Annotated in this window: 22 protein-coding genes and 2 pseudogenes; 18 read left to right on the top strand and 6 right to left on the bottom strand. The window is 37.6% G+C overall.

What is annotated here, in order from left to right; all coding sequences use genetic code 11:
* Window positions 1–30: 30 nt before the first annotated feature.
* From H7992_RS18355 to H7992_RS18335, 5 genes are all read left to right on the top strand, one after another.
* The gene (locus H7992_RS18355) at window positions 31–615 is read left to right on the top strand and encodes a phosphatidylglycerophosphatase A family protein (RefSeq protein WP_067211817.1); all 585 of its coding nucleotides are present in this window, start codon (window positions 31–33) and stop codon (window positions 613–615) included.
* A 195-nt stretch (window positions 616–810) separates the two neighbouring features.
* The gene (locus H7992_RS18350) at window positions 811–1,806 is read left to right on the top strand and encodes a TAXI family TRAP transporter solute-binding subunit (RefSeq protein ID WP_187045513.1); all 996 of its coding nucleotides are present in this window, start codon (window positions 811–813) and stop codon (window positions 1,804–1,806) included.
* 96 nt (window positions 1,807–1,902) lie between these two features.
* Window positions 1,903–2,442: a DUF1850 domain-containing protein gene (locus tag H7992_RS18345; protein WP_187045512.1), complete on the top strand. Its 540-nt coding sequence runs from the start codon at window positions 1,903–1,905 to the stop codon at window positions 2,440–2,442.
* A complete protein-coding gene (locus tag H7992_RS18340; protein ID WP_187045511.1) occupies window positions 2,414–4,453 on the top strand; it encodes a TRAP transporter permease in 2,040 nt (679 codons plus the stop codon). The genes H7992_RS18345 and H7992_RS18340 overlap by 29 nt, the downstream gene beginning before the upstream one ends.
* Before the next feature lie 450 nt (window positions 4,454–4,903).
* Window positions 4,904–5,518: an MEDS domain-containing protein gene (locus H7992_RS18335; protein WP_370569904.1), complete on the top strand. Its 615-nt coding sequence runs from the start codon at window positions 4,904–4,906 to the stop codon at window positions 5,516–5,518.
* Window positions 5,519–5,975: 457 nt separating this feature from the next.
* Here the strand turns inward: H7992_RS18335 and H7992_RS18330 are convergent, their stop codons facing one another.
* Window positions 5,976–6,749: a YibE/F family protein gene (locus H7992_RS18330; RefSeq protein WP_067211806.1), complete on the bottom strand. Its 774-nt coding sequence runs from the start codon at window positions 6,747–6,749 to the stop codon at window positions 5,976–5,978.
* A complete protein-coding gene (locus tag H7992_RS18325) occupies window positions 6,746–7,885 on the bottom strand; it encodes a YibE/F family protein (RefSeq protein ID WP_187045510.1) in 1,140 nt (379 codons plus the stop codon). Before H7992_RS18325 ends, H7992_RS18330 begins: the two co-directional genes overlap by 4 nt.
* Window positions 7,886–8,350: 465 nt before the next feature.
* Between H7992_RS18325 and H7992_RS18320 the strand changes: the two are divergent.
* Window positions 8,351–8,538 (top strand): annotated as a pseudogene (locus H7992_RS18320) (EamA family transporter); the annotation flags it as partial.
* A 100-nt stretch (window positions 8,539–8,638) separates the two neighbouring features.
* Here the strand turns inward: H7992_RS18320 and H7992_RS18315 are convergent.
* Window positions 8,639–8,824, bottom strand: a complete 186-nt coding sequence (locus H7992_RS18315) for a hypothetical protein (protein ID WP_187045509.1) — start codon at window positions 8,822–8,824, stop codon at window positions 8,639–8,641.
* Window positions 8,825–9,683: 859 nt separating this feature from the next.
* Between H7992_RS18315 and H7992_RS18310 the strand changes: the two genes are divergently transcribed.
* From H7992_RS18310 to H7992_RS24845, 5 genes are all read left to right on the top strand, one after another.
* Window positions 9,684–11,384, top strand: coding sequence for a methyl-accepting chemotaxis protein (locus H7992_RS18310; RefSeq protein WP_187045508.1), 1,701 nt, complete (start codon window positions 9,684–9,686; stop codon window positions 11,382–11,384).
* Between the two features lie 383 nt (window positions 11,385–11,767).
* Window positions 11,768–12,013: a hypothetical protein gene (locus H7992_RS18305; RefSeq protein WP_255428476.1), complete on the top strand. Its 246-nt coding sequence runs from the start codon at window positions 11,768–11,770 to the stop codon at window positions 12,011–12,013.
* 126 nt (window positions 12,014–12,139) lie between these two features.
* Window positions 12,140–12,325, top strand: a complete 186-nt coding sequence (locus tag H7992_RS18300; RefSeq protein WP_187045507.1) for an S-layer homology domain-containing protein — start codon at window positions 12,140–12,142, stop codon at window positions 12,323–12,325.
* Between the two features lie 515 nt (window positions 12,326–12,840).
* Window positions 12,841–13,797 (top strand): group II intron reverse transcriptase/maturase, encoded by a 957-nt coding sequence (gene ltrA, locus H7992_RS18295; RefSeq protein ID WP_255428475.1) that lies wholly within the window; start codon window positions 12,841–12,843, stop codon window positions 13,795–13,797.
* A 101-nt stretch (window positions 13,798–13,898) separates the two neighbouring features.
* Complete coding sequence (locus H7992_RS24845) at window positions 13,899–14,117, top strand: hypothetical protein (protein ID WP_255428474.1); 219 nt, start codon at window positions 13,899–13,901, stop codon at window positions 14,115–14,117.
* Window positions 14,118–14,438: 321 nt separating this feature from the next.
* Here H7992_RS24845 and H7992_RS18290 read toward each other — a convergent pair whose 3' ends face one another.
* Complete coding sequence (locus tag H7992_RS18290; RefSeq protein ID WP_187045506.1) at window positions 14,439–15,167, bottom strand: hypothetical protein; 729 nt, start codon at window positions 15,165–15,167, stop codon at window positions 14,439–14,441.
* Between the two features lie 405 nt (window positions 15,168–15,572).
* On the opposite strand from H7992_RS18290, the gene H7992_RS25130 reads away from it, so the two are divergent.
* From H7992_RS25130 to H7992_RS18255, 7 genes are all read left to right on the top strand, one after another.
* Complete coding sequence (locus H7992_RS25130) at window positions 15,573–15,773, top strand: S-layer homology domain-containing protein (protein WP_187047948.1); 201 nt, start codon at window positions 15,573–15,575, stop codon at window positions 15,771–15,773.
* A gap of 788 nt (window positions 15,774–16,561) precedes the next feature.
* On the top strand, window positions 16,562–17,137 hold the full coding sequence (locus H7992_RS18280) for a DUF1232 domain-containing protein (protein ID WP_255428473.1): 576 nt from the start codon (window positions 16,562–16,564) through the stop codon (window positions 17,135–17,137).
* An 84-nt stretch (window positions 17,138–17,221) separates the two neighbouring features.
* Complete coding sequence (gene rodA / locus H7992_RS18275) at window positions 17,222–18,373, top strand: rod shape-determining protein RodA (RefSeq protein WP_370569903.1); 1,152 nt, start codon at window positions 17,222–17,224, stop codon at window positions 18,371–18,373.
* A gap of 25 nt (window positions 18,374–18,398) precedes the next feature.
* Window positions 18,399–19,553: a putative lipid II flippase FtsW gene (ftsW, locus tag H7992_RS18270; RefSeq protein WP_187045504.1), complete on the top strand. Its 1,155-nt coding sequence runs from the start codon at window positions 18,399–18,401 to the stop codon at window positions 19,551–19,553.
* A gap of 1,087 nt (window positions 19,554–20,640) precedes the next feature.
* Window positions 20,641–21,285, top strand: a complete 645-nt coding sequence (locus H7992_RS18265; RefSeq protein ID WP_255428472.1) for a DUF1232 domain-containing protein — start codon at window positions 20,641–20,643, stop codon at window positions 21,283–21,285.
* 30 nt (window positions 21,286–21,315) lie between these two features.
* Window positions 21,316–22,305 carry an LCP family protein gene (locus H7992_RS18260; protein ID WP_187045503.1) on the top strand — a complete coding sequence of 330 codons (990 nt, stop codon included), beginning with the start codon at window positions 21,316–21,318 and terminating at the stop codon, window positions 22,303–22,305.
* Window positions 22,302–22,880 carry a phosphatase PAP2 family protein gene (locus H7992_RS18255; RefSeq protein WP_187045502.1) on the top strand — a complete coding sequence of 193 codons (579 nt, stop codon included), beginning with the start codon at window positions 22,302–22,304 and terminating at the stop codon, window positions 22,878–22,880. The genes H7992_RS18260 and H7992_RS18255 overlap by 4 nt, the downstream gene beginning before the upstream one ends.
* Window positions 22,881–23,242: 362 nt before the next feature.
* Here H7992_RS18255 and H7992_RS18250 read toward each other — a convergent pair.
* Both H7992_RS18250 and H7992_RS18245 read right to left on the bottom strand, forming a co-directional pair.
* A pseudogene (locus tag H7992_RS18250) lies at window positions 23,243–23,857 on the bottom strand (IS30 family transposase); the annotation flags it as partial.
* Window positions 23,835–24,254, bottom strand: coding sequence for a hypothetical protein (locus tag H7992_RS18245; protein ID WP_187045501.1), 420 nt, complete (start codon window positions 24,252–24,254; stop codon window positions 23,835–23,837). The pseudogene H7992_RS18250 and the gene H7992_RS18245, both read right to left, overlap by 23 nt.
* Window positions 24,255–25,514 lie beyond the last annotated feature (1,260 nt).

The following is a 25,514-nucleotide window of genomic DNA, read 5'->3' as shown; positions in this document are numbered from 1 at the left end:
ATATACTAACTATAAAAGGGGTTGGCAGGAATGCATGATGATACAAAAATTGTACATTCAAAAGTTGTGACTGAAGCAACGAAAGCGGCTTTGAAACGGCGCGGTGTGACGTTGGAAGCAATCGCTGAAATTGTCTATGAACTACAATATCCGTATAATAATGGTCTTACAATGGCCCACTGCATTGAATCTATCGAAGGAGTCCTTCGAAAACGGGAACTTCAGCATGCGATCCTTGTGGGAATTGAATTAGATGAACTGGCAGAACAGGGAAAACTGTCCGCCCCATTACAACAAATCGTTGAGTCTGATGAAGGTCTATTCGGGGTTGATGAAACAATAGCACTGGGTGCCGTGTTTACATATGGTTCCATTGCAGTAACAACATTTGGTCATCTCGATAAAAATAAAATGGGCATCATTAACGAACTAGACACGAAAAAAGGTCAAGCTATTCATACATTTTTAGACGATCTCGTTGCCAGTGTTGCTGCTTGTGCAGCTTCAAGAATCGCACATAGAACTCGCGATCTTCAAGAAGCGGGCGAAACGTTTGAAGATATTACACCTGAGGAAACGATGCCTGAAACGAAAGTGAAAGGTGCACAAATTTAGTGAATAACTGCAAACACCTGAAAGGATTCTCCCTTTTAGGTGTTTTTTGAATTTGGCGAATAGTGTGTGAGAAAGTACATGTAAACGCTTGCAAAAAACTGATTAATTTTAAAGTTTATTGACAAAATAGAGAGACTTCATGGTAAGATGTATTTTAGGATTATGGAGAATTATTACACTTAAGGGGATGAAGGAATGAAGAAAAAGCGATTGCGATTGTTTACATTTATTATGATGATTGCATTACTAGTTCTATCAGCATGTAACTCAGGAGATACAGGGACATCGGAGAAAGATTCAGATGCTGGTAAAAGTAAAGAAGATTATAAGTTTCTAAGTATTTTAACTGGAGGAACACAAGGGACTTATTATCCACTCGGGGGATCATTCGCAGATTATATTTCAGAAGCGACTGGTATTAAAACAACAGCAGAAGTATCACAAGCATCTGCTGCGAATATGACATCACTTCAAGACGGTGATGCTGACATTGCATTCGTTCAAACAGATATTGCTTACTACGCATCTAAAGGTGAGCTTATGTTTGATGGCGATGTAATTGATAATGTTTCAGCTATTGGTGCATTATACCCTGAAACGGTTCAATTGATTACACTTGAAAAGAACGGTATTAAAACATATGAAGATTTGAAAGGGAAGAAAGTTTCCGTTGGTGCACCAGGTTCTGGAACGTATGCGAACGCGGAACAATTGCTAGAAATACATGGACTAACAATGGATGATATAAAGCCACAAAGTCTAGATTTTGGTGAATCACAAGAAAGTCTACAAGCGGGTCAAATTGATGCTGCATTCATCACAGCTGGTACACCTACGGGAGCGGTTGAAGGCTTGAACGCAGTTGCGTCAGTATTTGTTGTTCCAGTGGAAGATGCAAAAGCAGACGAATTGATCAAAAAGTATCCTTACTACGCTAAAGAAATGATTCCTTCAGGCACATATGGAATGGCAAATGAAACACCAGCAGTTTCCGTTGGGGCGATGCTTGTTATCCAAAATGAAGTTCCTGAAGAATTAGGCTATGAAATTACAAAAGCAATTTACGACAATGCGTCTAAATTGCAACATGCAAAAGGGAAATTGATACAAGCTGAAAAAGGTCTTGATGGAATCGGAATTCCGGTTCACCCAGGTGCACAGAAATACTTTGATGAAGTAATCAAAAAATAAGATGTAATGTTAGCGGGGCGGTGAAGCGTTGTTAAGCTTTAGCCGTCCCATTTTTGAAATTAATCTAATGAATTAGAAACGGAAGGAAGAGGCGAGATGTGTCACAAAAAAGCCGTTCCGTTTATTACTTTTTTCATTTGTTCAGTTGCTATTCTTTTTTTTATTCCAATAAAACCAGCGTTTACGTTTACTGAACATCGTGTGGAAAACCCTGACGTCTATTATGTCCCTTTAAAAAATACTAACAGCTTTCAAATCAGATACGTTCACTCCATTCATTTGACAGATGTCATTGAATTCTATGAAGTGACTGCTGATCGAAAAATACGTCTGTTATCGATGCAGTACGAGGATCTTGCAATTGGTTTGCCTGGCTATGCAGAAGAAGGAGAAACCCTAACTGTGCAGGATGGGGTGTATACGCTTACATATGATGATAATGTTATAGATTCATTTGTCATGCTGGTTGGAGATGTAGATGCAGAATTAGCTTTTCGATACTTAAGAAACGAACTAAATTTAAAGAAACAGTTGATAAGGGGAAAATCGTACACATTTCGTGTTGTGAACCTATCCTTCTATCAAATGCTGAAAGGAGTTCATATGAATGGGAAAAAAAACAAAGCGGAACGATGAGCTAGAGCTGGAAACGCAAACAGAAGAGTTTAAAATGTTGTCAGAAGAAGAACAACTGGAAATACTTCAAAAATATGACCCCGAATCGAATACACGTGATGTTACAGGCATATTTAAGAAAATTGTATTTTTTGGTTTACTAGCGTTTTCCATATTTCAATTATATACAGCAATTGGAACTCCTTTTACGGCGTACATTCAACGTTCAATTCACTTAGGATTTGCATTATCTTTAATTTTCATCCTGTTTCCGGCTAGGAAAAAAAGTAAGAGAGAACGAAATAAGGTACCATTTTACGATATGATTTTGGCGCTTCTGGCTATAGGGGTCGGACTTTATTGGCCGCTTCTAATCGGAGATCTTGTGTTACGTGTTGGTCGTGTATCAATACTTGATATAATCGTTGGGGTCCTAGCCATCCTCTTAACGATGGAGGCCGCGAGACGAGCGGTTGGTATGCCGATTACAATTATTTCGGCTGTGTTTTTAGTCTATGCATTTTTCGGACCATATTTCCCAGGATTCCTTGCACACCGTGGACAAGATCTGAAAAGTGTTGTTCAATTGATGTTTTTCACGACAGATGGAATTTTAGGTACGCCAATTAGTGTATCTTCCACATTCATTTTCGTGTTCCTGTTATTCGGAGCATTCCTTGTCAAAACGGGGGTCGGAGCTTATTTCAACGATCTTGCGGTTGTATTGGCGGGCCGTTTAGTCGGTGGACCGGCTAAGGTTGCCATCTTCTCAAGTGCTTTACAAGGTACAATTTCGGGAAGTTCGGTTGCCAACGTTGTTGGATCGGGTTCGTATACAATTCCGATGATGAAAAAACTTGGTTATAAAAAGGAATTTGCTGGCGGCGTTGAAGCGGCAGCGTCGACGGGCGGGCAAATTATGCCACCGATTATGGGAGCAGCCGCATTCCTTATGGTTGAATTCATAGGCGGCGTTACCTATTGGCAAATTGCAAAAGCCGCAGCGATTCCAGCACTCCTTTATTTCACTGGAGTTTGGATTATGACACACTTTGAAGCGAAGCGTGTCGGTCTAAAAGGAATGACGGAAGACCAAATTCCTGACCGTAAAAAGACATTAAAGAAAATATATTTACTCTTACCGATTATCGGTATTATCGTCTTTTTATTAATTGGTATTCCTACGATGAAAGCAGCATTGTTGGGAATCGTCTTAACGATTATTGTCAGCTCATTCGATAAGTCAACGCGTCTTGGATTTAAAGATATGATTGAAGCATTGGTTGATGGTGCGCGTACAGCGCTTGGTGTCGCGGCAGCGACAGCATGTGCCGGTATTATCGTAGGGGTTGTTGTGAAGACAGGTTTAGGCCTAAGTCTTGCGACTGGATTGATTTCAGCTGCAGGTGGAAACATCTTCCTCACACTGTTCTTTACAATGCTTGCTGCAATTGTTTTGGGCATGGGTTCACCGACAACAGCGAACTATGTCATAACGTCAACAATCGCTGCTCCTGCGATTATCACGCTTCTTATGCTTGATAACCCAGGCGCAACTGTTCCAATTGTTGTGGCTGTGTCCGCACATCTATTTGTATTCTATTTTGGTATTATCGCAGACATCACACCACCTGTTGCCCTTGCAGCATTCGCTGCAGCTGGTATCTCAGGCGGAGATCCTATTAAAACAGGTGTCGTTTCTGCGAAGCTCGCTGTTGCGGCATTTATCATACCGTACATGTTTGTATTCAATCCTGCGATGCTCATGATGGGAGCCTCTGTCCCAGAGATTTTATGGGTCGTTTTCACTGCCATTATTGGGATGATTGCGATTGGTGCAGGAATGATTGGCTTCTGGTATCGAAAATGTAATTGGATTGAGCGCCTGTTCGCTTTAGCGACAGGGATGCTTCTCATATACCCAGAAACTATTACTGACATTATCGGACTGGTTCTGTTCGCGGCAATGGTCGCACTCCAGTGGATGACACGGGAGAAAGAAGACGATAGCAAGGAAGTCACAGTAGCTTAATAGAATATGGAGATCCCTTTGCTATGAGTTTTCATATGCGAAGGGATTTTTAGTTTGGGGAATAGTCGCTTGATCATATCTCGTGGCTGACCGACCATATTATATCTGAACGTATTTAAAATCACCTCACCATTTATTACTCACTGTTCGAATATCTGTAACAATTTTAGAAGAGAGGGGAGGATGAAGTCTTATGAAGTATATAAAAATGAAGGGATGGATATTGTCGTTAGTAGCCTTATTACAATTTGGTGCACTTGTTTGTGTATCATAACAATAAGAGTTGATGATTTAAATTGAATTGAACTAATCGGTACGCCGTATGCATCGACAGCCGCACGTGTAGAGTAGGAAGGGGAATTTGGAGGATAACCTCAAAAGCTTACCTGTCTGTATAAAGAAGGAATTATCGGATTCTATGTCGAATTAATAATAAAGGAGGTAGTTACTGTGGTTGAAATTTCAAATGGTATTGCAAAAAGAGAAATGAAAAGCAAAATGAATCAGTTGTTTGAGGACGAAAAGAATGGTCACCTTCATGTACTATATAAGTATAATGGGATTGAAAATTACATTATACAGGTTTTGAGTTATGTACAAGATGGTATTGTAGCAGGAGATTACGTGATTCTCATTGAGAATTCTCGTCTTTATCCTATTATTCGCAAAGAACTAAGTACACGTTTAACGAAAGATCAAATGGAATTCATACACTATGTAAATAGCCTCGAATTCTATTGGTCAAGTGGCAGTTATCATCCACCTTCAATCGCTGATTACTTCAGTAAGACAATTCAGCCCTATGTTGAAAATAAAATCTCTTTCCGAGCATGGGCACATGTCGAGTGGGCTACTATGGAAGAGCCACTGCATCTTATAAAAGATTTAGAGGTAATAGTAGACGAAGCTGTAAATCTGCTGTCGTTTCCATTGATTTGTGCATACGAAGGAAATAAAATGCCCGACTACCTCAAGACGAGTTTGATGGAAACACATCCATATGTTCTATTAGAAGACGATTTTATTGTCTCTGATCAATACCAGCCATCGAATGTAGTAAAATGATATTTATTAATAAACAATAGGCGCCTTCGTAGTAGTTAAACAACAGGAGATCATTTATTGACGGTTTTTTTCGAACAGAAGGCATGTAAAATTAAAGACGACCTATCCTTATTTAGACGGGTCATCTTTTTTTATTTAAAAAAATAACCAATAAAAACTTGTCATTCGATGATTACTAATAATAAAAAACACAACCCAATAAAGGGTTGTGTTACTCTGTAACCCCTTATGCACAAGGGGTTAACGATATAGTCCCGACTGGAATCAATCCAGTCCTCTCCATGTCGATTTTGTATCCCCTAGATTATCAAGGGGTAGAACGTACTTTATCATACTGTGGACATTTAGTTGGTCGATTTTAGTTAGCCAATAGGCAATCGCATTTCAAATACTGATGATTGCCAGATCGAAATCCTTCCTCGTAAAGGGTTGCATCTGGACTTTGCTAGTCAGGTTCCTATTTAACTTTCTTTTTTTCCCTTGTCCTCACTAAATAATATGCATTAATCCAGGAAGCAATTGGTACAATCAGTGCGATACCAATACCTGCACTAAATATTGTAATCATTTCACTACCGAAAATCTTTGAATTTACGATTTCCCCTATAGAATAAGATAAGTCTTTAAACCACAAAAGCAATGCCATATAACCCCCAAAAAAGGCGAAAAACAACGTATTTGTATTTGACCCTAGAATATCCTTTCCAATGTTTATCCCAGATTTGAATAAGTCTCTTCTACTAATGGTTGGATGTTGGTTAAATATCTCAAGCATAGGGGAAGTAATCGAAATGGCTACGTCCGTAATAGCTCCGATTGTACTCATAATAATGACTGAAGCTGCAATTTTAACAAAATCTACACCAATATAAAGAGAAAATATGGTCAGTTCATCGATTTCTTCTTCGCCAAACCCTTGAATCATAGTTAATTTCGTCACTTGATTGATAAAAATCAATAAAATAACAATAGTGATGGCAGTAGAAAGGAATGCAGTTTTTGTTTTACTGTTCACTTTATTGATGAAAAAAAGGTTAATACAACTAATGATCGTGCACCCAATAATCGTCAGGATAATTGGGTTTGCATTCGGATCTGCCATGATCAATGTGATAAGAAGGATGACACCAAAGTTTAAGAATAAGGAAATGAAGGACCGTGCTCCTTTTTTTCCGCCAATGACAATCATCAATATAAACAAAATGGCTGCTAGCCACACCAATACATTCATAATTTATGCCTCTTTCGATTCACAAAGAAGATAGAAGTGTATAAACCAATCGGAATTGCCAGTACAATCCCAATGCCACCTGCCAACGCTCGCGCTAATTCCAAAGAAAGGTTCATAGAAAGGGCAAATGACAGTGAAGTGTGGTTTTTTATATATAAAATAAGGACTGGAATGGATCCGCTAATGTACGCAAAGAACAAAATGTTAGTCATGGTACCCATAATGTCTTTTCCAATTTCTAAACCGGATTTCTTCAATGCTTTTGTCGATATATGATTGTCTTTCTCGTAAAGCCCGAAGATAGAGGAAGACATTGTAATGGCAACATCCATCACTGCACCTAAAGAACCGACGAAGAGACCAGCCATGAATACCATTTCATAAGGGCGTGTCAGAAAGCTCATCTCCTCATATCGTAACCCGCTTCCTGCAGTGATCCATATGACCAGATAAGCAATCAGTAAGGAGAAAAATGTTCCTAAAAGTGTTGCGACAATCGCAGCATATGCTTTTTCGTTAAAACCGTTCACGAGTAACAAAGAGGTGACGGTAAATAAAATAACGGTTATCCCGCATATCCAAAGTAAACTGATAGATGAATTGTTTACATAAACATCTAGTGCAAAAGATAATAAGAGGGCATTGACTGCTAAACTGACGATCGAAAAAAATCCTTGTTTTTTCCCAATTAGAAGTAAAACAAATATAAATACCCACATGATCATAACAATGTATTTATCACGTTTAATATCTTTTATACTTCCGGTTAAATCGCCTGATGCCTTTGTTTGCTCATCAATTGAAACAAACAAATCGTTTCCTACACGATATGCATGGTCATAAGCACCAGAAGTTGAATACTCGTTCGTTATATGGATTTGTTGTCCTTTTTCTTGTCCATTTTTAACCTCGGCGATGATTTGCTGTGTGAACAACTGGTCGCGATTGTTATGCATATCAACAACTTGAACTGAATCTTCGAGATTGGTCTCGATAATTTTAGCAATTGGTCGATCGTAAAAAGAATAATTGTATTGAACAAACAGTATAGAACCAACAAAACAAACTGCTATAATGCTGTACAAAACAATATTTTTGAGTAGCAATTTTTTTAATTTGTTTATGACAACATTCAAAGAAAAACCTCCGACTAATAGTTAGTGTCTATCGCATATAACAAAAGTATACGGACAATTGTATAGTGAGAAATAAAAGTAAAGTGTTATGAAACAAAAAAGTACATAACGTTAAACTTAAATTTCAACAAAAAAGACTTGCCTGTCTCCCGAAATTTCTCTGCTTTAGTGTGTAGAATCAAATGCAGTGGAGGTCGAAAGGAATGCTGAGGATGTCTGAAGTCAATTGTATCAAATTAATGAGGAATCAAAAATCATTAACTACCAATAAAATCAAAAAACGTTAGGAATTAATTGGAGAACGGCAAAATAAGATAAAGACGCAGAACAAATCCCTGCTGAGAATGAAAGAAAAAGTTCAGGGATTGAGGATTATATGGTCTAATTATAAAATAAAGGAAAATTATAGTACGAGCTATATTTGACAAATGCACCAACTAATGAACCAGGTATTTAATAAGGTTGGCCTTGTTACTGTGGAATCGCGGACTGCAAATGCTTACGGCTTCAAGTGGCGGTTTGTTTTTCTTTTTCCACCAATAGTTGGTACTTTTTTAGGTTGGTTATTACTAGGTGAACAAATTGGCTGGTCTTTTTGGATAGGTACAATATTAATTTCTATTGGTGTTTTATTAGTCATTCGAGAAGAATAACCCCAATGAAAAATTACAAGAACAAATCAAAAAGAAGAAGGATTTATTCCTTCTTCTTTTTTTACTGCCTTTTAAAAAAGCGAGCGAAAAAATCCGGCTTTTATTCTTCTGTAGCAGCAATTTCAACCATGTCCAGTACCTCTTTACGACCAGCCATAGTTTCTTTTAAACTTAACAATGGTTCTCTGTCGTGCTCTTCCAGTTGTACTTGTCCTGGTAATGATTCCTTGATGTAATTTTTCAACTCCAATTGTCCTTTTACTAATTCCTCAAGTATTTCCCGCATGGCATTCATTTCTTTATTTTGGGTTGAGAAATGCATTTTCTATTGTATTAGACAAGACACCTGCGGTAAAAGGCAATAGGGCATGGACAGAGCGTGAATATAACGACATGCGGTAGAGTTAGCTCGAGAAATGGAGGGGAACTGAAACAGCAGCTAATGTGCGGGACGTGATGCAGCTGGCAAGTCGCAATGAGTAGGTCATAAGCAGAGCAAGCGTTGAGATCTGGAGTTTATCAGGAAGAACGAAGCGGAAAATGGTAAATGGCGCGAATTTCTGTCGTCTGCTTAAGGTCGACAGGTGATGTAAAGCAAAATTCGGGAAGTTTCAAGAGGTGATTGGCTGCTATTTATTCGTCCAGGCGAGAAGATGCGTACAGCAGTGAATCGAGTCGAGAAGTTCATGCAAAATAATCGGGGGCAATTCGAAACGGTAGAAGGTCAAGAAACGGATTTTGGTCTATGTTGCTCCAAATCTCATCCCATTTAAGTTGATTCTCTTAATCTGAGCACTTAACTCCCCTGCAAAAGTAATGCTTGCTGAGAAAGTTATAACAAATAATGCAGCTGCCGTTAAACTAATATTTATTTTATACATCTCATTTTCAGTACTTTATGCACATCATTACTATACCTAAATATATAGTAATGGGAGTAACACTAATTTTACAAAAAAGGTTATAAAATAAACTATTTGTGTAAATGTGGATATAATCCATATTTTATAAGCGTTTACAGGTATTTAAATGAGCTGAATTTTATTTCGAGTGGCCTATTTAAAGGCGTCGAATAATGTCGATATATGAATTATAGTATCGATTTTTAATATAGAATACTATGCATCCATCGAGGGGGAAAAATTATGAAGTGGACAATTGGAAGGAAATTAGGTATTTCATTTTCTATTATTATGTTCATTATTTTGACGATTAGTGTTTTTTCAATTAAAAGTTCTTTTACATTGAATGGTAATACAACGACAATAAATAATGAAATAATTCCAGAAATAAACATGCTTAATAAAATTAATGATCAAACTGACGGCATATTTATTGCTACTCAAAAGAATTTGATATCTGAAGATCTGCCATTTAAAGAAAAATATGAAAAAGAGATAGAAGTGCTTAATAAGCAATTAGGCCAATCTTTGAGTGAATATCAAGAAATAGTGGTAACGAATCAGGGAATAGAAGCTTTTGATAAGTTTAAGTCCAACTGGACTGCCTTAATAGAACTTACTAATGAGGTTATTCGTTTAAGCAATGCAGGCGAGATGGATCAAGCGATTAAGAAATATTATGAAGTAGATCTTCTATTTGACGCAACAAATGAAAATATCAATGTTCTAATGGGGTTACTTAAAGAGCAATCGGAAGACATTTATAATGCAGGAACAGCTGAGTTTAATAGAACGTTTATTATGCTAGTCGTTGTCAGCATTATTTCTTTAGTATTAATCATTGGAATTATGTTCTTCTTTATTCGAGTTATTAAAAAGCCAGTTGAACTTCTATCAGAACAAGCAAAGCAGTTAGCTGATGGGAATTTAACAATTGAACCAGTAAATATTAAAAATCATGATGAAGTTGGTCAATTAGGAACAGATTTTAATCTAATGCTATTAAATTTGCAAGGTTTAGTGCGGAATTTACAAGATCATATTCAAACTGTAGCAGCTACTTCTGAAGAATTGGCAGCGAGTGCTGAAGAAACGAGTAAAGTGACAGAACAAATTACAAGCGCTATGCTAGACGTTTCAGAAGGAGCAGAACAACAAGTTCAAGGAGCAAGAATTAGTAATGAAGCAATCTCAGAAATGGTAACAGGGATGGATCAGGCGACTTTGTCTATTCATTCTGTATCTGATTTAGCCAAATCTACTAAAGAATATACATCCGTAGGGTCATCTATGATGGATCAAACAATGAAACAAATGACGAATATTCAACGCTCATCTGAAACGACATCAAAAGTCATTCATTCGCTAGGAGAGAAATCAACGGAAATCAGCAAAATTGTCGGGCTTATTACCTCTATTGCAGATCAAACGAACCTACTAGCATTAAATGCAGCAATTGAGGCTGCAAGGGCTGGAGAGTATGGAAAAGGGTTTGCTGTGGTAGCAGACGAAGTTAGAAAATTAGCGGAAGATTCATCAGTTGCTGCGAATCAAATTCGTGAGGTAATAGTAACGATTCAACAGGAAGTAGTTGAAGCAATAAATGCAATGACGACATCTACTAGTACTGTACATGAAGGAATAGAGCTTGTGAAAAAATCAGAAGATAATTTCCAAGAAATTTCTTTGATGATAGAAAATGTAGCAAGTCAAACAGAAAATATTACTGCAGTTATTGAGCAGTTAAGCGCGAATACAATTAGTGTAAAAGGTCAGATAGATGAAGTGGCTACTCTTTCAGAGAGTTCGTCTGATAAAGCACAAACAGTTGCTACTGCTGCGGAAGAGCAAAACGCAACAATGGAGGAAGTTTCTGCATCGGCACAAGTATTAGGTAAGTTATCATCTGAGTTACAAGAAATAGTTCATGAATTTAAAGTGTAAACGGTATGTGTTTATAATAGAATTCAGACCAGTATAATTATTTGTACCCACACAGTAATCAAACTTAAAATACAAAAAGCACTACATATCGACATGTCTTTTAATGATAAAGAGCATAGAGATTTGTAGTGCTTTTTATTTGAATTATACTGAATTATTCGCGGAATTATTGAAATAGGTTCCTGCTGTCGACTTTCTGATTTGAATAAGATTTCTCACTTTTCGTTCGAAATTTCTATTTTACAGTGTCCATGACAATATTTCTACAACCTCATGTAAAAACACTGTTTGTTCTCCATTTTGTAACAGGAACACCTCACAATGTCCACAAAGTTTTTTTCAATCAGTATAGGGAGAGTGATCTTTGAAGGGAGAGCATATCGATGGAAGAAGTAGTATTTCACCGTTACTTCACACTTTCAAGGAAGGACTTGCCCGACAATATCTCAATGGTGTACCTAAAAGCGAGGCGAAATAGCGGCAAACCATTGAAATCAGATAAGAGCATTAGGGCTGGTTATGGGTTGGTATGTAAGAGGAAACAGGTCGCAGAGGCTGATGCGGAATTTGATAGAATTCAAATCACTATCTTCGAAGTAAATGAGTATCAGGAGCGATTAGTTGTATGAAGAATGTTCAGAGGGTTCCTAGTAGACCAAGAGCTCAGAAGCAACCCCGCCAGTTCAATTCCAAGACTGCTGTAATTGACGGCATAAAGTTCGGCTCAATGACTGAGGGAGCGTATTACGTCCACTTTGGATGTAGAATATACCGATAGGGCGGCAATCAGTGATTACGCTGGAGGTGATATTGATGTCCTACAATCACTTGGTATCATGACTGGGAAAGAAGATGGCCGCTTTGATCCGCAAGCGTCTCTGACAGGTGTACAGATGGCTAAAGTGCTTAGTGGTATGTTGAAGAAAGCGAAATTTATGTAAGGGGAATAAGAGAGGCGGGCAGAAGTATTCAACTTCTGTCCGTCTTTTTTGTGCGCCCGGCATGGGCTATAACTTGGTGGTGAAAGACCACTACAGGCTTGGCAGTAGGAACTGTTAGCTTAAGGCAAGGGTGTCCATCGTGAGGTGGAATCTGAAGGAAGCCGGCGGCAAAATCCCGATCTGACGGACAGAAACTGTATATAAGGCTGAATTGGAATGTACAAGTTTGCAAAACAAAACGAAGTCCAATACTGCACAAGTTCCATTCAGTAGATACAGCAGTCACATGGGAGGAAGGTTATAGCTCTTACCCGGGGAGGTCTCACGGACGAGTGAAAACTCGGTTGAAACAAGATTTATCGTGAGAAGTCAGCAGAAGCCATAGTAATTTCCTTTCGGAAATGAAGGGCTGAACAGTCTTAAATCTTGGAAAGCAGGGATGTGTAGACATCACCGCCGAAACGCAGAAAACATCGTGGTTAAAACCGATAGATGGCTGCCTATGGAGAGATAGGTTGGAAACCGAAGGGTATATAGGAGTGCGCAGGGATGTCGATATGGATTTGAAAGAACAAAATGGTATTAACTTAATCGATAAAGTTATTGCAGACCACAACCTTTGGAGTGCGTATAAAAAAGTGAAAAGTAACAAAGGTGCTCCTGGTATTGATGGCATTACCGTCTATCAATTAGTAGGACACATGGAAAAATACTTTCAGCATCTAAAAAGGAAGTTGAGGGATGGTACCTATCAGCCTCAGCCAGTAAAACGAGTTGCCATGCCGAAATCTGATGGGTCTAAAAGAAATTTGGGAATCCCGACAGTACTGGATAGAGTAGTGCAACAAGCTATTCTACAGGTCATTGAACCAATCATTAACCCAGAATTCTCGAAAAATAGCTTCGGTTTCCGAAAAGGTAGGGACGCTCATCAAGCCATAAAGTTGGCAGAGCAATACTACCAAGAAGGATACCGAGTTGTAGTGCACTGCGACCTAAAGAGTTATTTCGATACGATACATCATCAGAGAATACATGCGTACTTGGAAGAATTCATATCAGATAAGATTATTCTGAGACTGGTCTGGAAATTTCTTCGTTCAGGTATTCTTGATAAAGATATTTACATCGAAACAACGGAAGGCGCCCCGCAAGGTGGTCTACTATCTCCAATTCTTGCGAATGTCTACTTGAATAAGTTGGATAGGGAACTGGAAGAGAGGGGACATCGTTTTATCCGATACGCGGATGACTTAGTCATCTATGTCAAAAGTAAACGCGCGGGAGAACGAGTGATGGAAAGCGTCACCCAATTCATCGAAAAGGATTTACAACTCTTTATTAACCAGGAGAAGAGTAAAGTCTGTGGTGCAACCTTGTCAACATTTCTTGGGTTCAATATTCAAAACCTCAGGGGAAAGTTGGATGCCGACCAAGTAAGTCGGCGAAAAAACGATTTAAAAACAAACTGAGGAAAGCAACCATCCGCAAACGACCCGGTACAATTTTGGGGAATAGTTAAAAGATTAATCAGATTACAGTTGGATGGATTAACTACTATGGGATAAACAGAATGAAGAGTTTTATCCTGGAAACCCAGAGTTGGTTAAATCATCGACTTAGGCAAATCGTCTGGAAAAGATGGAAGAGGGTCCGTACGAGATACGCAATGCTCCGTAAATATGGCATCGATCATGAGGCTGTCATAAAACAAGCAAATTCCCGAAAGGGATACTGGCGTACTTCTAGGACTGAAATCTTACATCGTGCAATAACAAAAAAAAGCTCGTAAAGTGGGGACTGAAAGAGATGTTCCAACTTTATGAGCGAAGATACTTAAAAGGTTGAACCGCCGTATACCGAACGGTACGTAAGGTGGTGTGAGAGGTCGGCTAATCAATTAATGATTAGCCTCCTACTCGATCGTTTCTACCTGGTACGGTACAAAGAGTTTATTAGGAAACGGAATAGATTAATTAAAAAACATCCTTAATTCCACGGCTATGCCAGTGAATTAAGGATGTTACTGTTTAGAAATAGTATTACACTCAGTGTAACGCGATACGATAGGTGCCTTAAGATTATGTTCCTAAAGCCTTCGGTTCAAAGAGTTCTAAATCTCCCAAGCCTGGAAACATACTCCTACAGGTCTGTAAGCAGTTCCACTGCCTATAAGTTTATCAGAAATGAGAAAGCGTTCTTGATAGATATCGAAAGTTGTAGCAATATTTATTGGATATGCAGATATATTTAACGTTTTCCCAGCCGGAACTACTGTCGAGTATTCGTCAGAAACAAGAAACTCATTTGTTACGCTATATCCTAAACTAGCAGACAGCGCAACAGCTGATATTTCTGCATTTGCAGAAACTGTAGCAGCAACTTTTTCAGAAACAATCATTTTTGCATTTCCAGCAGGATAGTACGAAGATCTAAGTACATTTAATAGACAAACTTCACCCGAACTTGTTTTTTTAGCGTATTTATCACCAGTAGCTAATGTACTATAGTCATCTGAGAACATAGTAGAATCAGTGGCAGCTGAACTATCATGCGAAAATGCAAGCCCTACTAATTTTGCATCGGGGCTTGGACGTACAAGACCTAATTCTTCAACGTATCTATCGGGGTCCCCTTTTACTTCATAAACATCGTGACCCACTTTAGATACAAGCTTTTCAGAGATTTGAAGTTCATCTTTTGGTAAATTGAAAACACAATTCTCACCTTCAGCAGATTTTAATAAAGGCTCCATGGCTGAAGTATTCTGGTTTGAAGAAAAACTAAATACTGAAAAGATCATAACGGCCAACAAAGATAGTTTTCCGATTCTTGATTTCATGTAATTCTCCTCCTATTTTGGAATAGATTAACCATATCACTATAGTTTTTTAATTACTAACAATAACCATTTATTCTGAAAGAGGGGGGGGGGGGGGGCAACTTTTGTGGAGAAAAATGTATTAAAAGGTCTTGGCTATGGATTCATCATCGGAATATATTATGGTTTCCTTTTCATACCTGAAGCGAGTACAAATATGTTATGAGACTACTATGATTTTCACGCTTATCAATGCCAAACTATTTATTGGTGATCTTGAGATTTTCCACCAAAACTTCAATAGCAGTGGCTGCGATTTGTTTAATTTATATTAAGAGTGAAAAAAACTGAATGCTTTTTACAACACTTTAAACACGTATTCATCAATGATGTGAGTTACCCCATTCATATGCGCACTCTGTCAACATTGACCAAAGTGGACTGGATGTAGAATACACGGATGCGGCGGCAATCAGTGATTACGCTCGAGGTGATATTGCTGTCCTACAATCACTTGATATCATGACCGGGAAAGAAGATGGCAGCTTTGATTCTCAAGCGTTTCTGACACGTGTACAGATGGCGAAAGTGCTTAGTGGCATGCTGAAGAAAGCGAAGTTTATGTAAAATATGTGCAGGGCAGAGTAAAAACTCTGCCCTGCTTTTTTATGTTGTATTGGAAAAACCGTTTATTAAAAACCCCCAAATCCATCGCCGTATTCTTCTTTGTCATCTTCCAAGAACAATTTATTCATCTTATAGAGCTTAATTGATCCTTTCGTCTTTGTTTTCGGATAGGTAGAAAGGATCCCTTTTACTCGACAGTGTGACAATAGTAATGCATTTCTTATTCAGCTAACGGGGCAGCGGCAGCCGTTAGTTTATTTTACAAATTATGTGAAATGCAGTAAAGAACTTTTCATCTTATTAGTAAATATATATCGACGTATTCATTGGTTTTTGAGGTGTGTTCAGTAAAGAACTTTTTTGTTACTCAACAGTAGGTTCGGTGAAGAAAGAATCAGCGGCTGGGAGTAATGTAGGCATCATAGGCAATTTTTTTCTGCTAGTACTTTCTTGGACTCGATTTTACTAATAAATGCTGAGTTTAAAGGAATTATGGACGCTTGAATAAAGCATGAAATCAAATTTTTGTAAATTTTGGATAAATCCATTACTTAATACAACAATCTTTATTTAAGAGGATAAGGCATATTGTCAGTTTCTTTAATTCGTTGACAAAATGTCAACGAATAGATATAGTAAGGGCGACTTAATATAAATGGAATAACTCATTTGTCCTATTAGCAATGGACAAATCTTTCGTATAAAAAGGGGAAATTATGAGTACTGGAAGTAATGATTTTAAACTAGGTAAGTTGCTCAAAGATTTATTGGACAAACGATTGTGATCATTGGGAAAACTAAGTGAGCTGACTGGTATTGATAAAGCGACAATTTCTCGCATTATCAACGGCAAGAGAAATGCCAATATACACCATCTACAGAAATTCTCGAATTGTTTGGAGGTACCACTTGCCGAATTGATGGAGGCGGCAGGCTACGATATTGAGAACAAGCAAAAAGAAAAAGAGAACGATCCGCTGCCTAATCCTGACAGCATTCAGGACTTTCTTGCTTCCTTTATTATGTATGATAGAAAATCCTTTGAGAAAAATATAAAACAGGAACTGCTCAATTACGAGAAAGTCGTACAAACAGAAGAAGGGCATGAAGTCATTTTGAAGGGCTTTGCGGATAAGCTTAAAAAGCTAGAAAGCGAGGGACCATACATAAATCAATTAAAACATCTGTTCCAGAGATTCCGGATGAAAACGGGCACGGTCAGTGAAATCACAATAATTGGGAGTGCGTTACTATACTTCATTATGCCAATCGACCTGATTCCAGATTATATGTTTCCAATCGGCTATTTGGACGATGCAGTTGCGGTGAAATTTGTTATTAATATACTATATCCAAAAATTTGATTTTGTCAGAAGAGCTGTTAATGCTCTTACATATAAAAAGAGATAAAAATTTACACGGCTCAACTGCGGTAAAGGATGAAGAAAGTGAGAGAAAGTAAAGCACATATAGATTATTCATTAGCATATATATTATTCGCTCTGTTCGTTTTTAGTCTATTGGCAGTATACAGCGGCTCAGGGCAATATTCAGTGTCGGATCCTTACTTCTATGTAAAAAGGCAGGTTATCTGGTATATAATAGGTGCTTCGGTAATGGTGGCAGTAGCGCGTTTCGATTATGATATTCTTGAACGTCTGGCTTGGCCAATATATTCTCTAGGGATCGTATTTCTGGTATTGGTTCATTTTTTCGGAACGAATAAAAATGGTTCGCAGAGGTGGTTGAGTTTTGGCTTGTTTGATATACAACCGTCAGAGTTCATGAAAGTTGGGTTAATCATTTTTCTCGCAGTCATGCTAAAGCGAAAAGGTGAGAAAAAGCTAACATTTAAAGAAAGCATTCCCATTATGCTAAAGCTGGTAATTGCTTCGATGATACCTTTCTATTTGGTGCTTGTGCAACCTGACCTCGGTTCAGCACTTGTAATAGCGGCTGTACTATTTACACTACTGATTTCTTCAGGGATTTCCTATCGATTAATTGGTTTATTGTTCACAGGTTTTTCAGTATTTATCGGAATGTTAGTGTGGATGCATAATCATTTCTTCGATAATTTCATTAAGATTATTAAGCCCCATCAATTAGATCGGATTTATGGCTGGCTTAATCCCCATGAGTTTATTGCGAGCTATAGCTATCAGCTGACACAGGCAATGCTTGGTATAGGTTCCGGACAGATGTTTGGTTCTGGCTTCAATCAGGGGACACAAGTTCAAAGCGGAAGAATCCCAGAAGCTCATACTGATTTTATTTTTTCCGTTGTAGGGGAAGAATCTGGATTTGCAGGAGGAGCCTTTTTGATCGGGCTATATTTCCTGTTAATTTATCGGATGATTATTGTGGCCATTAGTGCAGAAAATCTGTTAGGCGTTTATATCGTCGCCGGTTCTATTGGGTTGATTTCATTCCAAGTGTTTCAAAACATAGGCATGACCATTGGCTTAATGCCAGTTACCGGTCTTGCTTTGCCATTCATAAGTTACGGAGGAAGTGCACTGCTGACCAATATGATAGTTATGGGTCTGGTCCTTAGCATCCAGTTAAGGTCGAAGAAGTTTCTGTTTTTGCGCCAATAAAAGAAATTATGCTGAAGGTGATGTAATGATAGTCAGGCATTTGAGACAAGTCGATTATTTACTGGTAACGGTCAGCCTGTTTTTATGTATCTTGGGGTTAGTCATGGTATACAGTGCCAGCTATCCACTGGGAACGGTTCAGTATAATAATGATAAAATTTTTTTTACGCAACAGCTTAAATCGTTTGGCATCGGACTGCTGTTGTTTTTCACAGCCATCATATTTCCCTACCGCACATTAGGAAGGTTGACCCCTTTACTGGTGATTGTTTCGCTAGTTTTACTCGTACTGGTGTTAATTCCTGGACTCGGAGTGGAACGGAATTACTCACAACGATGGCTGCAACTCGGACCACTGTTGTTTCAGCCTTCAGAAGCCGTAAAACTAGCAATGGTCGTTTATTTTGCTAACGTTTACGCAAAAAAGCAAAACAACATCAACAATTTAACAAACGGCGTGTTGCCTCCACTGCTCATCGTTGGAACCGTTTTTATGTTAATTTTGAAACAACCGGATCTAGGTACGGCAACTTCGCTTATCTTAGCTTGTGGTTGTATCTTGCTGTGTTCGGGTATCCGCTACGCACATTTGTTTGCACTTGGTAGCGTAGCATTTGCAGGTATCGTCTATTTCGCATTTAGCGCAACTTACCGTTTGAACAGGTTACTGTCATTTCGCAATCCGTTTGAAGATGCCTTAGGAGATGGCTATCAGCTCATCAATTCGTATATCGCCATTATCTCTGGTGGACTTTGGGGCAATGGAATCGGCAACAGTGTGCAAAAAATGGGCTACCTACCTGAAGCACATACAGACTTCATCATGTCAATTATCATAGAAGAGCTCGGTGCGATAGGATTTCTCGTTGTAATCTTGTGCTACCTATTTATCATGTATCGTGGTGTGCGTATTTCACTAAAGGGGAAAGACCCGTTCCTTAAGCTACTAGCTATTGGACTAACTTTCATGATAATGATCCAAGTGGTATTCAACTTAGGGGCAGTTACTGGGATGCTTCCTATTACTGGCATCACGCTGCCTTTCATCAGCTATGGTGGAACCTCGCTTATTTTGATGATGATCACAATGGGGATATTAGTCAATCTGTCTGCAGTTGTTAATAAAGCTAGCGAGAAGAACCGGCAGTTAGAAGATTCGTATTCGAGTGAAACAAGTTAACAGAAAGGTATTTCATTTTTGGTGGAAAACTTATTAATAATGGATAGAGTACCGACTAAAAAGTAATTTCCATACAGTATTTCCTTGAGTATCAGGGGAGCTGTGGAATGCAAATCTACTGCACGTTAAAAGACGTCGATTGAAGTGACCAAGTCACATCAATCGACGTCTTTCGTGAAGGTACGTACTGGGTTCATGATCATGTAAGATTGTAATATGACAATAAAGTTTTTTACTAAATATACATTTATTTTCTCTTTATCACTGTCCGGTGACATTAAAGTCAGATACACATTACAATAAAGTTGTATACTAAAAAATCATCTTCTAGGGATCCATTTCTCCTGAAGACGATTTTCCTATTTTTTTCTAACCGTTTTGAAAATCAAGTAATAAAATGGATCCGTAATAGTTTATTATGCTAAATGAATCCTTTTCAATTGTATAGAACAAAAAAAGTTGGAATCTGTAAAATATAATAACAATGCTCGATGCAATCACGCAAGCTCAGATTTGGCATTCTGTCCTTGAAATTGCTCAAATAAGAGAGATGGGGTTCATCATTATTAGCTATGAAGAGATGCTAATTCATAGACTTTGATCGAGTGATTGAGTTGAATAGTTTCAATTCATATTGAAGGTTTACGATTTTCTTTTACCTAGTTGCAGAGTCAATGATATAAATATTTGTAATTATAGTAGCGCAAGCCTAATTTCTCCTTAAATTACGAGAAGAAACTAGGCTTTTGAAGTTACCCAGTCGACGGAAATAAAGGGATGATTGGCTGATGAAAAAGTTGCGTACGTGTCACTGATATGTACGCTTTTTCTGGTAATACTCTGGATTTATTATCAATTTTGTAACCATTTTACTTTATAAGCTGAACAAAATAATTCTTATATAACTGGGCGCTGGAGCGGATTCATGGGAATCTTTATTTCAATATAAATAATTGCTTTTACGTCATTTATTTAAGAGCAAGTGTTGACAAAAAGTCAACACTTATATAGACTTTAGCATAGTATGTATTTACATAGTTGACTACCAATTAATTCCCGTTAAGAAAATGGGGAAGGAGAATAGAATTTGGCTGATGCAGGAAATAGTACCGCCTTTGGTTTATTGCTAAGGGATTTATTAAAAGAACGTTCATTGTCAATGCGAAAGCTTAGTGAACTCACCGAAATCGATACAGCAACGATTTCGCGAATTATAAATGGTAAACGAAAGGCAAACTTGCAACATTTAGAACGATTTGCCGGCTGTCTTGAAGTTCCTCTACTCAATCTTTTTGAAGCTGCTGGTTATTCTGTTGAACAGATAAAGGAAAAGTCACATTCAGATATCCATACATCTATTGACGCAATACAAGGGGTTCTTGCGTCTTCTAATGTTTACAATAATCAGTTCTCTATAGAACGTGTTGAACAAAAATTAGAAAACTACGGACTATATTCGCAAACGGAAGATGGTGAAAATACCATTCATAATAGCTTTGAAGAGAAGATACAAAATGTTGGCAGTGTAGGTCCATTTATTAGCAAATTGAAGGAGTTATATGAGAGATTCACCTCTGGGAAGGGGACTCCAAGTGAAATCATTTTAATTGGAAGTGCATTATTATATTTTATTATTCCCGTGGATGTTATACCAGATTATATATTTCCTATCGGTTATTTAGATGATGCAATTGCTGTACAACTTGCTACAAATTCATTAGTAAAGAAATAACACACAATTAAGTGATAGGTGGATTTATTTATGAAAAGAAGCGAAAAAAGAAAGTCGAAACGTAAAGGGCTAAGAAAGATTTTCTTAGTCACCACGTTAGTCGCCGTAATGGGGATTATTTATTGGGTCTATCAATACAATAGCGGAAAGTCTTTGGCGAGCGAAAGTGTGATTAAGGATGACAAAACTATATTTGAGCCGTTCGAAGGAGCGGATCCGCAATTTGGTGAAATTAATGTTTTGTTATTAGGAAGTGACGCTCGTGGGGATGAAGATGCACGTTCAGATTCTTTAATGATCGCACATTATGATCAAACGACAAACGATGTAAAACTCGTTTCCATTATGAGAGACACGTATGTTGATATCCCAGATCACGGAAAACAGAAAATAAATTCTGCTTTTGCTTTTGGAGGCCCGGAACTTGTAAGGAAAACGATAAAGCAAAACTTTGATATTGATGTTCAATACTATGCAATTGTTGATTTTACTGGATTTTCAAAAATTGTAGATGTTATAGCTCCTGAAGGGATAGAAGTTGATATTCCATATGCCATGTCTCATGGAATCGGAATGACATTACAGTCCGGAAACCAATTTTTGAATGGAGATCAGTTACTTGGATATGTGCGATTCCGTCACGATATCCAAAGTGATTTTGGGCGGGTAGAACGACAGCAGGAAGCGTTGTCGAAATTGAAGGAACAAGCTGTCAGCATTCACAATTTAATGAATTTGCCTAAGCTACTCGGCGTTGTGGAGTCTTACGTTAATACTAACGTTGATAATCGAACACTTCTTACAATCGGAAAAGGTTTACTCATTGGGAAGTCTAAAAAGATAGAGACATTACGCATACCTGTTGCAAATTCTTATGTGGACGAACGTGTGAACGTCGGTGCAGTACTTAGTATTGATTTTGAGAAAAATAAACAGTCTTTACAACAATTCTTATCATCGGAAAACAATATCGGTAGTGTCGAATTGGATGAAATTAGGCCATTGGAGAAAAGGCTATGACTATAGACTATCAACTTTTCGAACTAATCAACCAGTTTGCAGGGCAAAACAATACTTTCGATCAAATTGTCCTTTGGTTTTCAAAATATGGTCCTATTCTGTTTGGGGTGGTATTTGTATGGCTTTGGTTTTCAAAATCTGAGAATCAGAATGACAATCGGGAAATCGTATTATTTGCGCTAACAATCGTCATTATCACACTTGGTATAGATAAGATCATTGAGATGACATATTTTCGGCCGCGTCCATATGTCAATCATGCAGTTACATTGTTAGTTGAGAAATCAAACCTTGATCCTTCATTTCCAAGCAATCATGCGGCAGGTTCTTTTGCTTTAGCGCTCGCTCTTTTTTGGAAACGAAGAACAGCAGGGAGTATCCTTCTAATTTCGGCTTTTTTTATGGCGCTTTCAAGAGTTTTTATCGGAGTGCATTATCCTTTGGATCTGCTAGCGGGTGCAATGGTTGCATTAGCTGTAACCTATGTAGTAATGTCCCAAAGCCGTCTTCTTGAATCGCCAACTAATTGGGTCATTCGCATCCTAAGTAAATCAAATTCGAAAAAAATCGGTTAATAACTCAACTTTTGCACTGTGATCAGTTGACTGCACTAGCCTTGTAGCCGAATCAATAGTTCCATTGACAATTTCAAGTAACAAAAAAAGACACATCATTTGTCGATTTTGTAGCCCTTAGAAAAACTAGTTAAGCTGAAATAGTTGAGGTTAAAGAAGTTTGATTTAATAAGGTTTTATTTAGTTGGGAAATCAATTCAGTAAAATAAGTTCGGCACAGAAAATTAATTATGCAGACAAATAGCGGACAAGAAATTAAGCAGGTGGTCTGTATTACTTTTTTAAATTGTTCTTTATACTACAACAGTTTTCGGAGTTGTTACCTTGGCTGACACACAAAAATCTTCTATAATCTTGGTTTGTCAAATTAAGCGAGACAGAATATCCTTATCAACATGTTCGTCCATATGACTCATGAAACACTCAATAGGTGTCTGATAATCCAATGATTTTCTAGGTATATAGTTTCTACGTAAAGCGACACTAGAGATATAATCCTGTAAGACAGGACGGAAATCCATTTCTTTAGGTAACCCATTTTTGCGAAGTAGCCCATTGGAATTCTCGTTTAAAGCCCTTTGGAAAGGGGTTCCTGGATCAGCGAAATAAATATCTATACCGTGATTATTACTGATGCTTTTCCAGTTGGAGAACTCTTTGCCACAGTCAAAAATAACTGATTTAAATAAGTGTTTCGGTAACTGGTTGAACCATTGATTGAATGCCTCTTCGATATTTATTGCTTTTCTTCCAGCAGATTTAGTGGCGATAATGCACTTGCTTACTCGTTCAACTAACGTGATGATTGCGTTCTTATGGTGGCGTCCAACGATTGTATCTCCTTCAAGATGTTCGAATTCTTTTTGGTAGTTTGGATGTTCACTGTTTCGATCGAGAATGCTGCGTCTAAAAGCCTGCTTACCTCTTCTTTCTTGATGACCGTTTGGTTTTCGTTTACCCTTCATTGGCAGGACTTCTTGATTGGTCTGAATAGTAAGTTGAGAGTGAGTCGATTATTGCGGTCATATTAAAATCACTTTTCTTATTAATTTTTATAGTTCGAATTAGTTCAGAGAAGGCATGAGCAGCCTGTTCTTTTCTAGAAGAATAACTAAGAACATTAGTAACTTTAAACACTGTTTTCTCAGGATCCAAGCTTTGATAACAGTAAGAGCAGTTATAATCAAAATCTTTAAAGTTGAAAGTGAAATTTTTAATTGTATTTTCAATCTCTATAACTAGAAGTCTTGGAGTATTTGAATCACTCGTTTTAATTGGAACTTCTGTCTTTTTTACAAAAAAATCTTTAAAAAATTTATTAGGATTTAATTCTGCGTTACTAAAAAAATAATAAACATTTTCAAACTGTTTCATTTTTCCATCCCATATAGCTCTATTACTAAAATAAACAATATTCAAGATAAAAGGTATAACACCCTTAAAATAACAGTACACACAGAAGTGGTGTATGTCAAAGTTAGAATAAACACTCAAAAAAAGGGTGGGTCCTACGATTACAGGGTTATTCACACCAAATCTGTCAATAACAAAGAAAAAACATAAAGGAGGTACTTGAATGGCGGGGGATGAATATTTGCAGAAATACGAGAAGGGAATAATCATAATCGGGGGCTCGTCATTGCGTTATCATTACAACCTCATTATGCTTTTTGAGTTTTCGAAGGACTGTTCATAGTTTAGCCCTGTTATCAGATAGTGGTCATATACTTTTGGATGCTAGCTGATAGTTTTAAGCCAACGTTGCAATTTGGTTCGCAAAATAGACCTCCTTTATCGGGTGTGGTATTTAATTAAATTAATAAAGCCTCATACTCCTTTATCATCTTATAAAACGAAGTTTTTTCAATCAGGCCTCATCCATTGTTCTAAAAGCTGTGATCTTTCCGGCTTTCCAATTTCCGTAAGCCTGTATAAATTCATCTGTTATTTGAATCGATGGTCGTCCGAACTTTATGCTAATCGCAAGGGTCGAATCAATTCCTGACGTTTTTGAATACCTTACAACACTTGTTTAGTTTTTATTTGTTGTTGCATACCTTATCTGTTCGTAAAATTATACGTAATTAAAAGAACGTTCGCAAACTAGTTAAATAGATTGGCGGACGCTCTTTTCGCTGTATCGCAATTCATTTCGACCCGTTCGTTAAAGTGTACTTATGCGAACGCTTTTTTTAGTAATACAACTTTTTATGTAATGGTGATATTTGTATATGATTATGCGATTGAAAAATGCATAAGGAAACTTTTTATGGATGAAACGGAAAAAGACAGAGTTAGAAGATTATTAACTTCAATTACCCATGTTCAAAATAGTCTCTTAAGAGAAGGAATACTTCAGGAGTTATAGGTAGAGAAGGAACTTACCAAAGAGTTTCTTCTTTTCTTTTAGTAACAGATAAAAGTAATAATAATTTCAAATAAATTATTCGAGAATGAATGAGTACCCTATAAAAATTACATACCTAGCATTCTTCCTTGTTTATTTCACTCCGAGTGAGTTGTTCGAAAGCCTTGTATTTCCTCGTCATTTCCCGCTTATAATCGGTCTCTTTTGCGGTGGTCGCCTTCAGCATACTTCATAAATCATAAAGAATCTCCTCATTTTCATTATCG

It is taken from the genome of Sporosarcina sp. resist (assembly GCF_014302295.1).
GTDB classification, from domain to species: Bacteria; Bacillota; Bacilli; order Bacillales_A; family Planococcaceae; genus Sporosarcina; species Sporosarcina psychrophila.
The sequence above is the reverse complement of the archived record's forward strand: the minus strand, read 5'-3'. Positions and strand labels throughout refer to the sequence as shown.

Bases quoted from the DNA above. Each gene is read 5' to 3' on its own strand.
- H7992_RS18355 (WP_067211817.1), top strand. From the start codon at position 31: ATGCATGATGATACAAAAATTGTACATTCAAAAGTTGTGACTGAAGCA.
- H7992_RS18350 (WP_187045513.1), top strand. From the start codon at position 811: ATGAAGAAAAAGCGATTGCGATTGTTTACATTTATTATGATGATTGCA.
- H7992_RS18345 (WP_187045512.1), top strand. From the start codon at position 1,903: ATGTGTCACAAAAAAGCCGTTCCGTTTATTACTTTTTTCATTTGTTCA.
- H7992_RS18340 (WP_187045511.1), top strand. From the start codon at position 2,414: ATGGGAAAAAAAACAAAGCGGAACGATGAGCTAGAGCTGGAAACGCAA.
- H7992_RS18330 (WP_067211806.1), bottom strand. From the start codon at position 6,749: ATGAATGTATTGGTGTGGCTAGCAGCCATTTTGTTTATATTGATGATT.
- H7992_RS18315 (WP_187045509.1), bottom strand. From the start codon at position 8,824: ATGCGGGAAATACTTGAGGAATTAGTAAAAGGACAATTGGAGTTGAAA.
- H7992_RS18310 (WP_187045508.1), top strand. From the start codon at position 9,684: ATGAAGTGGACAATTGGAAGGAAATTAGGTATTTCATTTTCTATTATT.
- H7992_RS18305 (WP_255428476.1), top strand. From the start codon at position 11,768: ATGGAAGAAGTAGTATTTCACCGTTACTTCACACTTTCAAGGAAGGAC.
- H7992_RS24845 (WP_255428474.1), top strand. From the start codon at position 13,899: ATGAAGAGTTTTATCCTGGAAACCCAGAGTTGGTTAAATCATCGACTT.
- H7992_RS18290 (WP_187045506.1), bottom strand. From the start codon at position 15,167: ATGAAATCAAGAATCGGAAAACTATCTTTGTTGGCCGTTATGATCTTT.
- ftsW (WP_187045504.1), top strand. From the start codon at position 18,399: ATGATAGTCAGGCATTTGAGACAAGTCGATTATTTACTGGTAACGGTC.
- H7992_RS18260 (WP_187045503.1), top strand. From the start codon at position 21,316: ATGAAAAGAAGCGAAAAAAGAAAGTCGAAACGTAAAGGGCTAAGAAAG.
- H7992_RS18255 (WP_187045502.1), top strand. From the start codon at position 22,302: ATGACTATAGACTATCAACTTTTCGAACTAATCAACCAGTTTGCAGGG.
- H7992_RS18245 (WP_187045501.1), bottom strand. From the start codon at position 24,254: ATGAAACAGTTTGAAAATGTTTATTATTTTTTTAGTAACGCAGAATTA.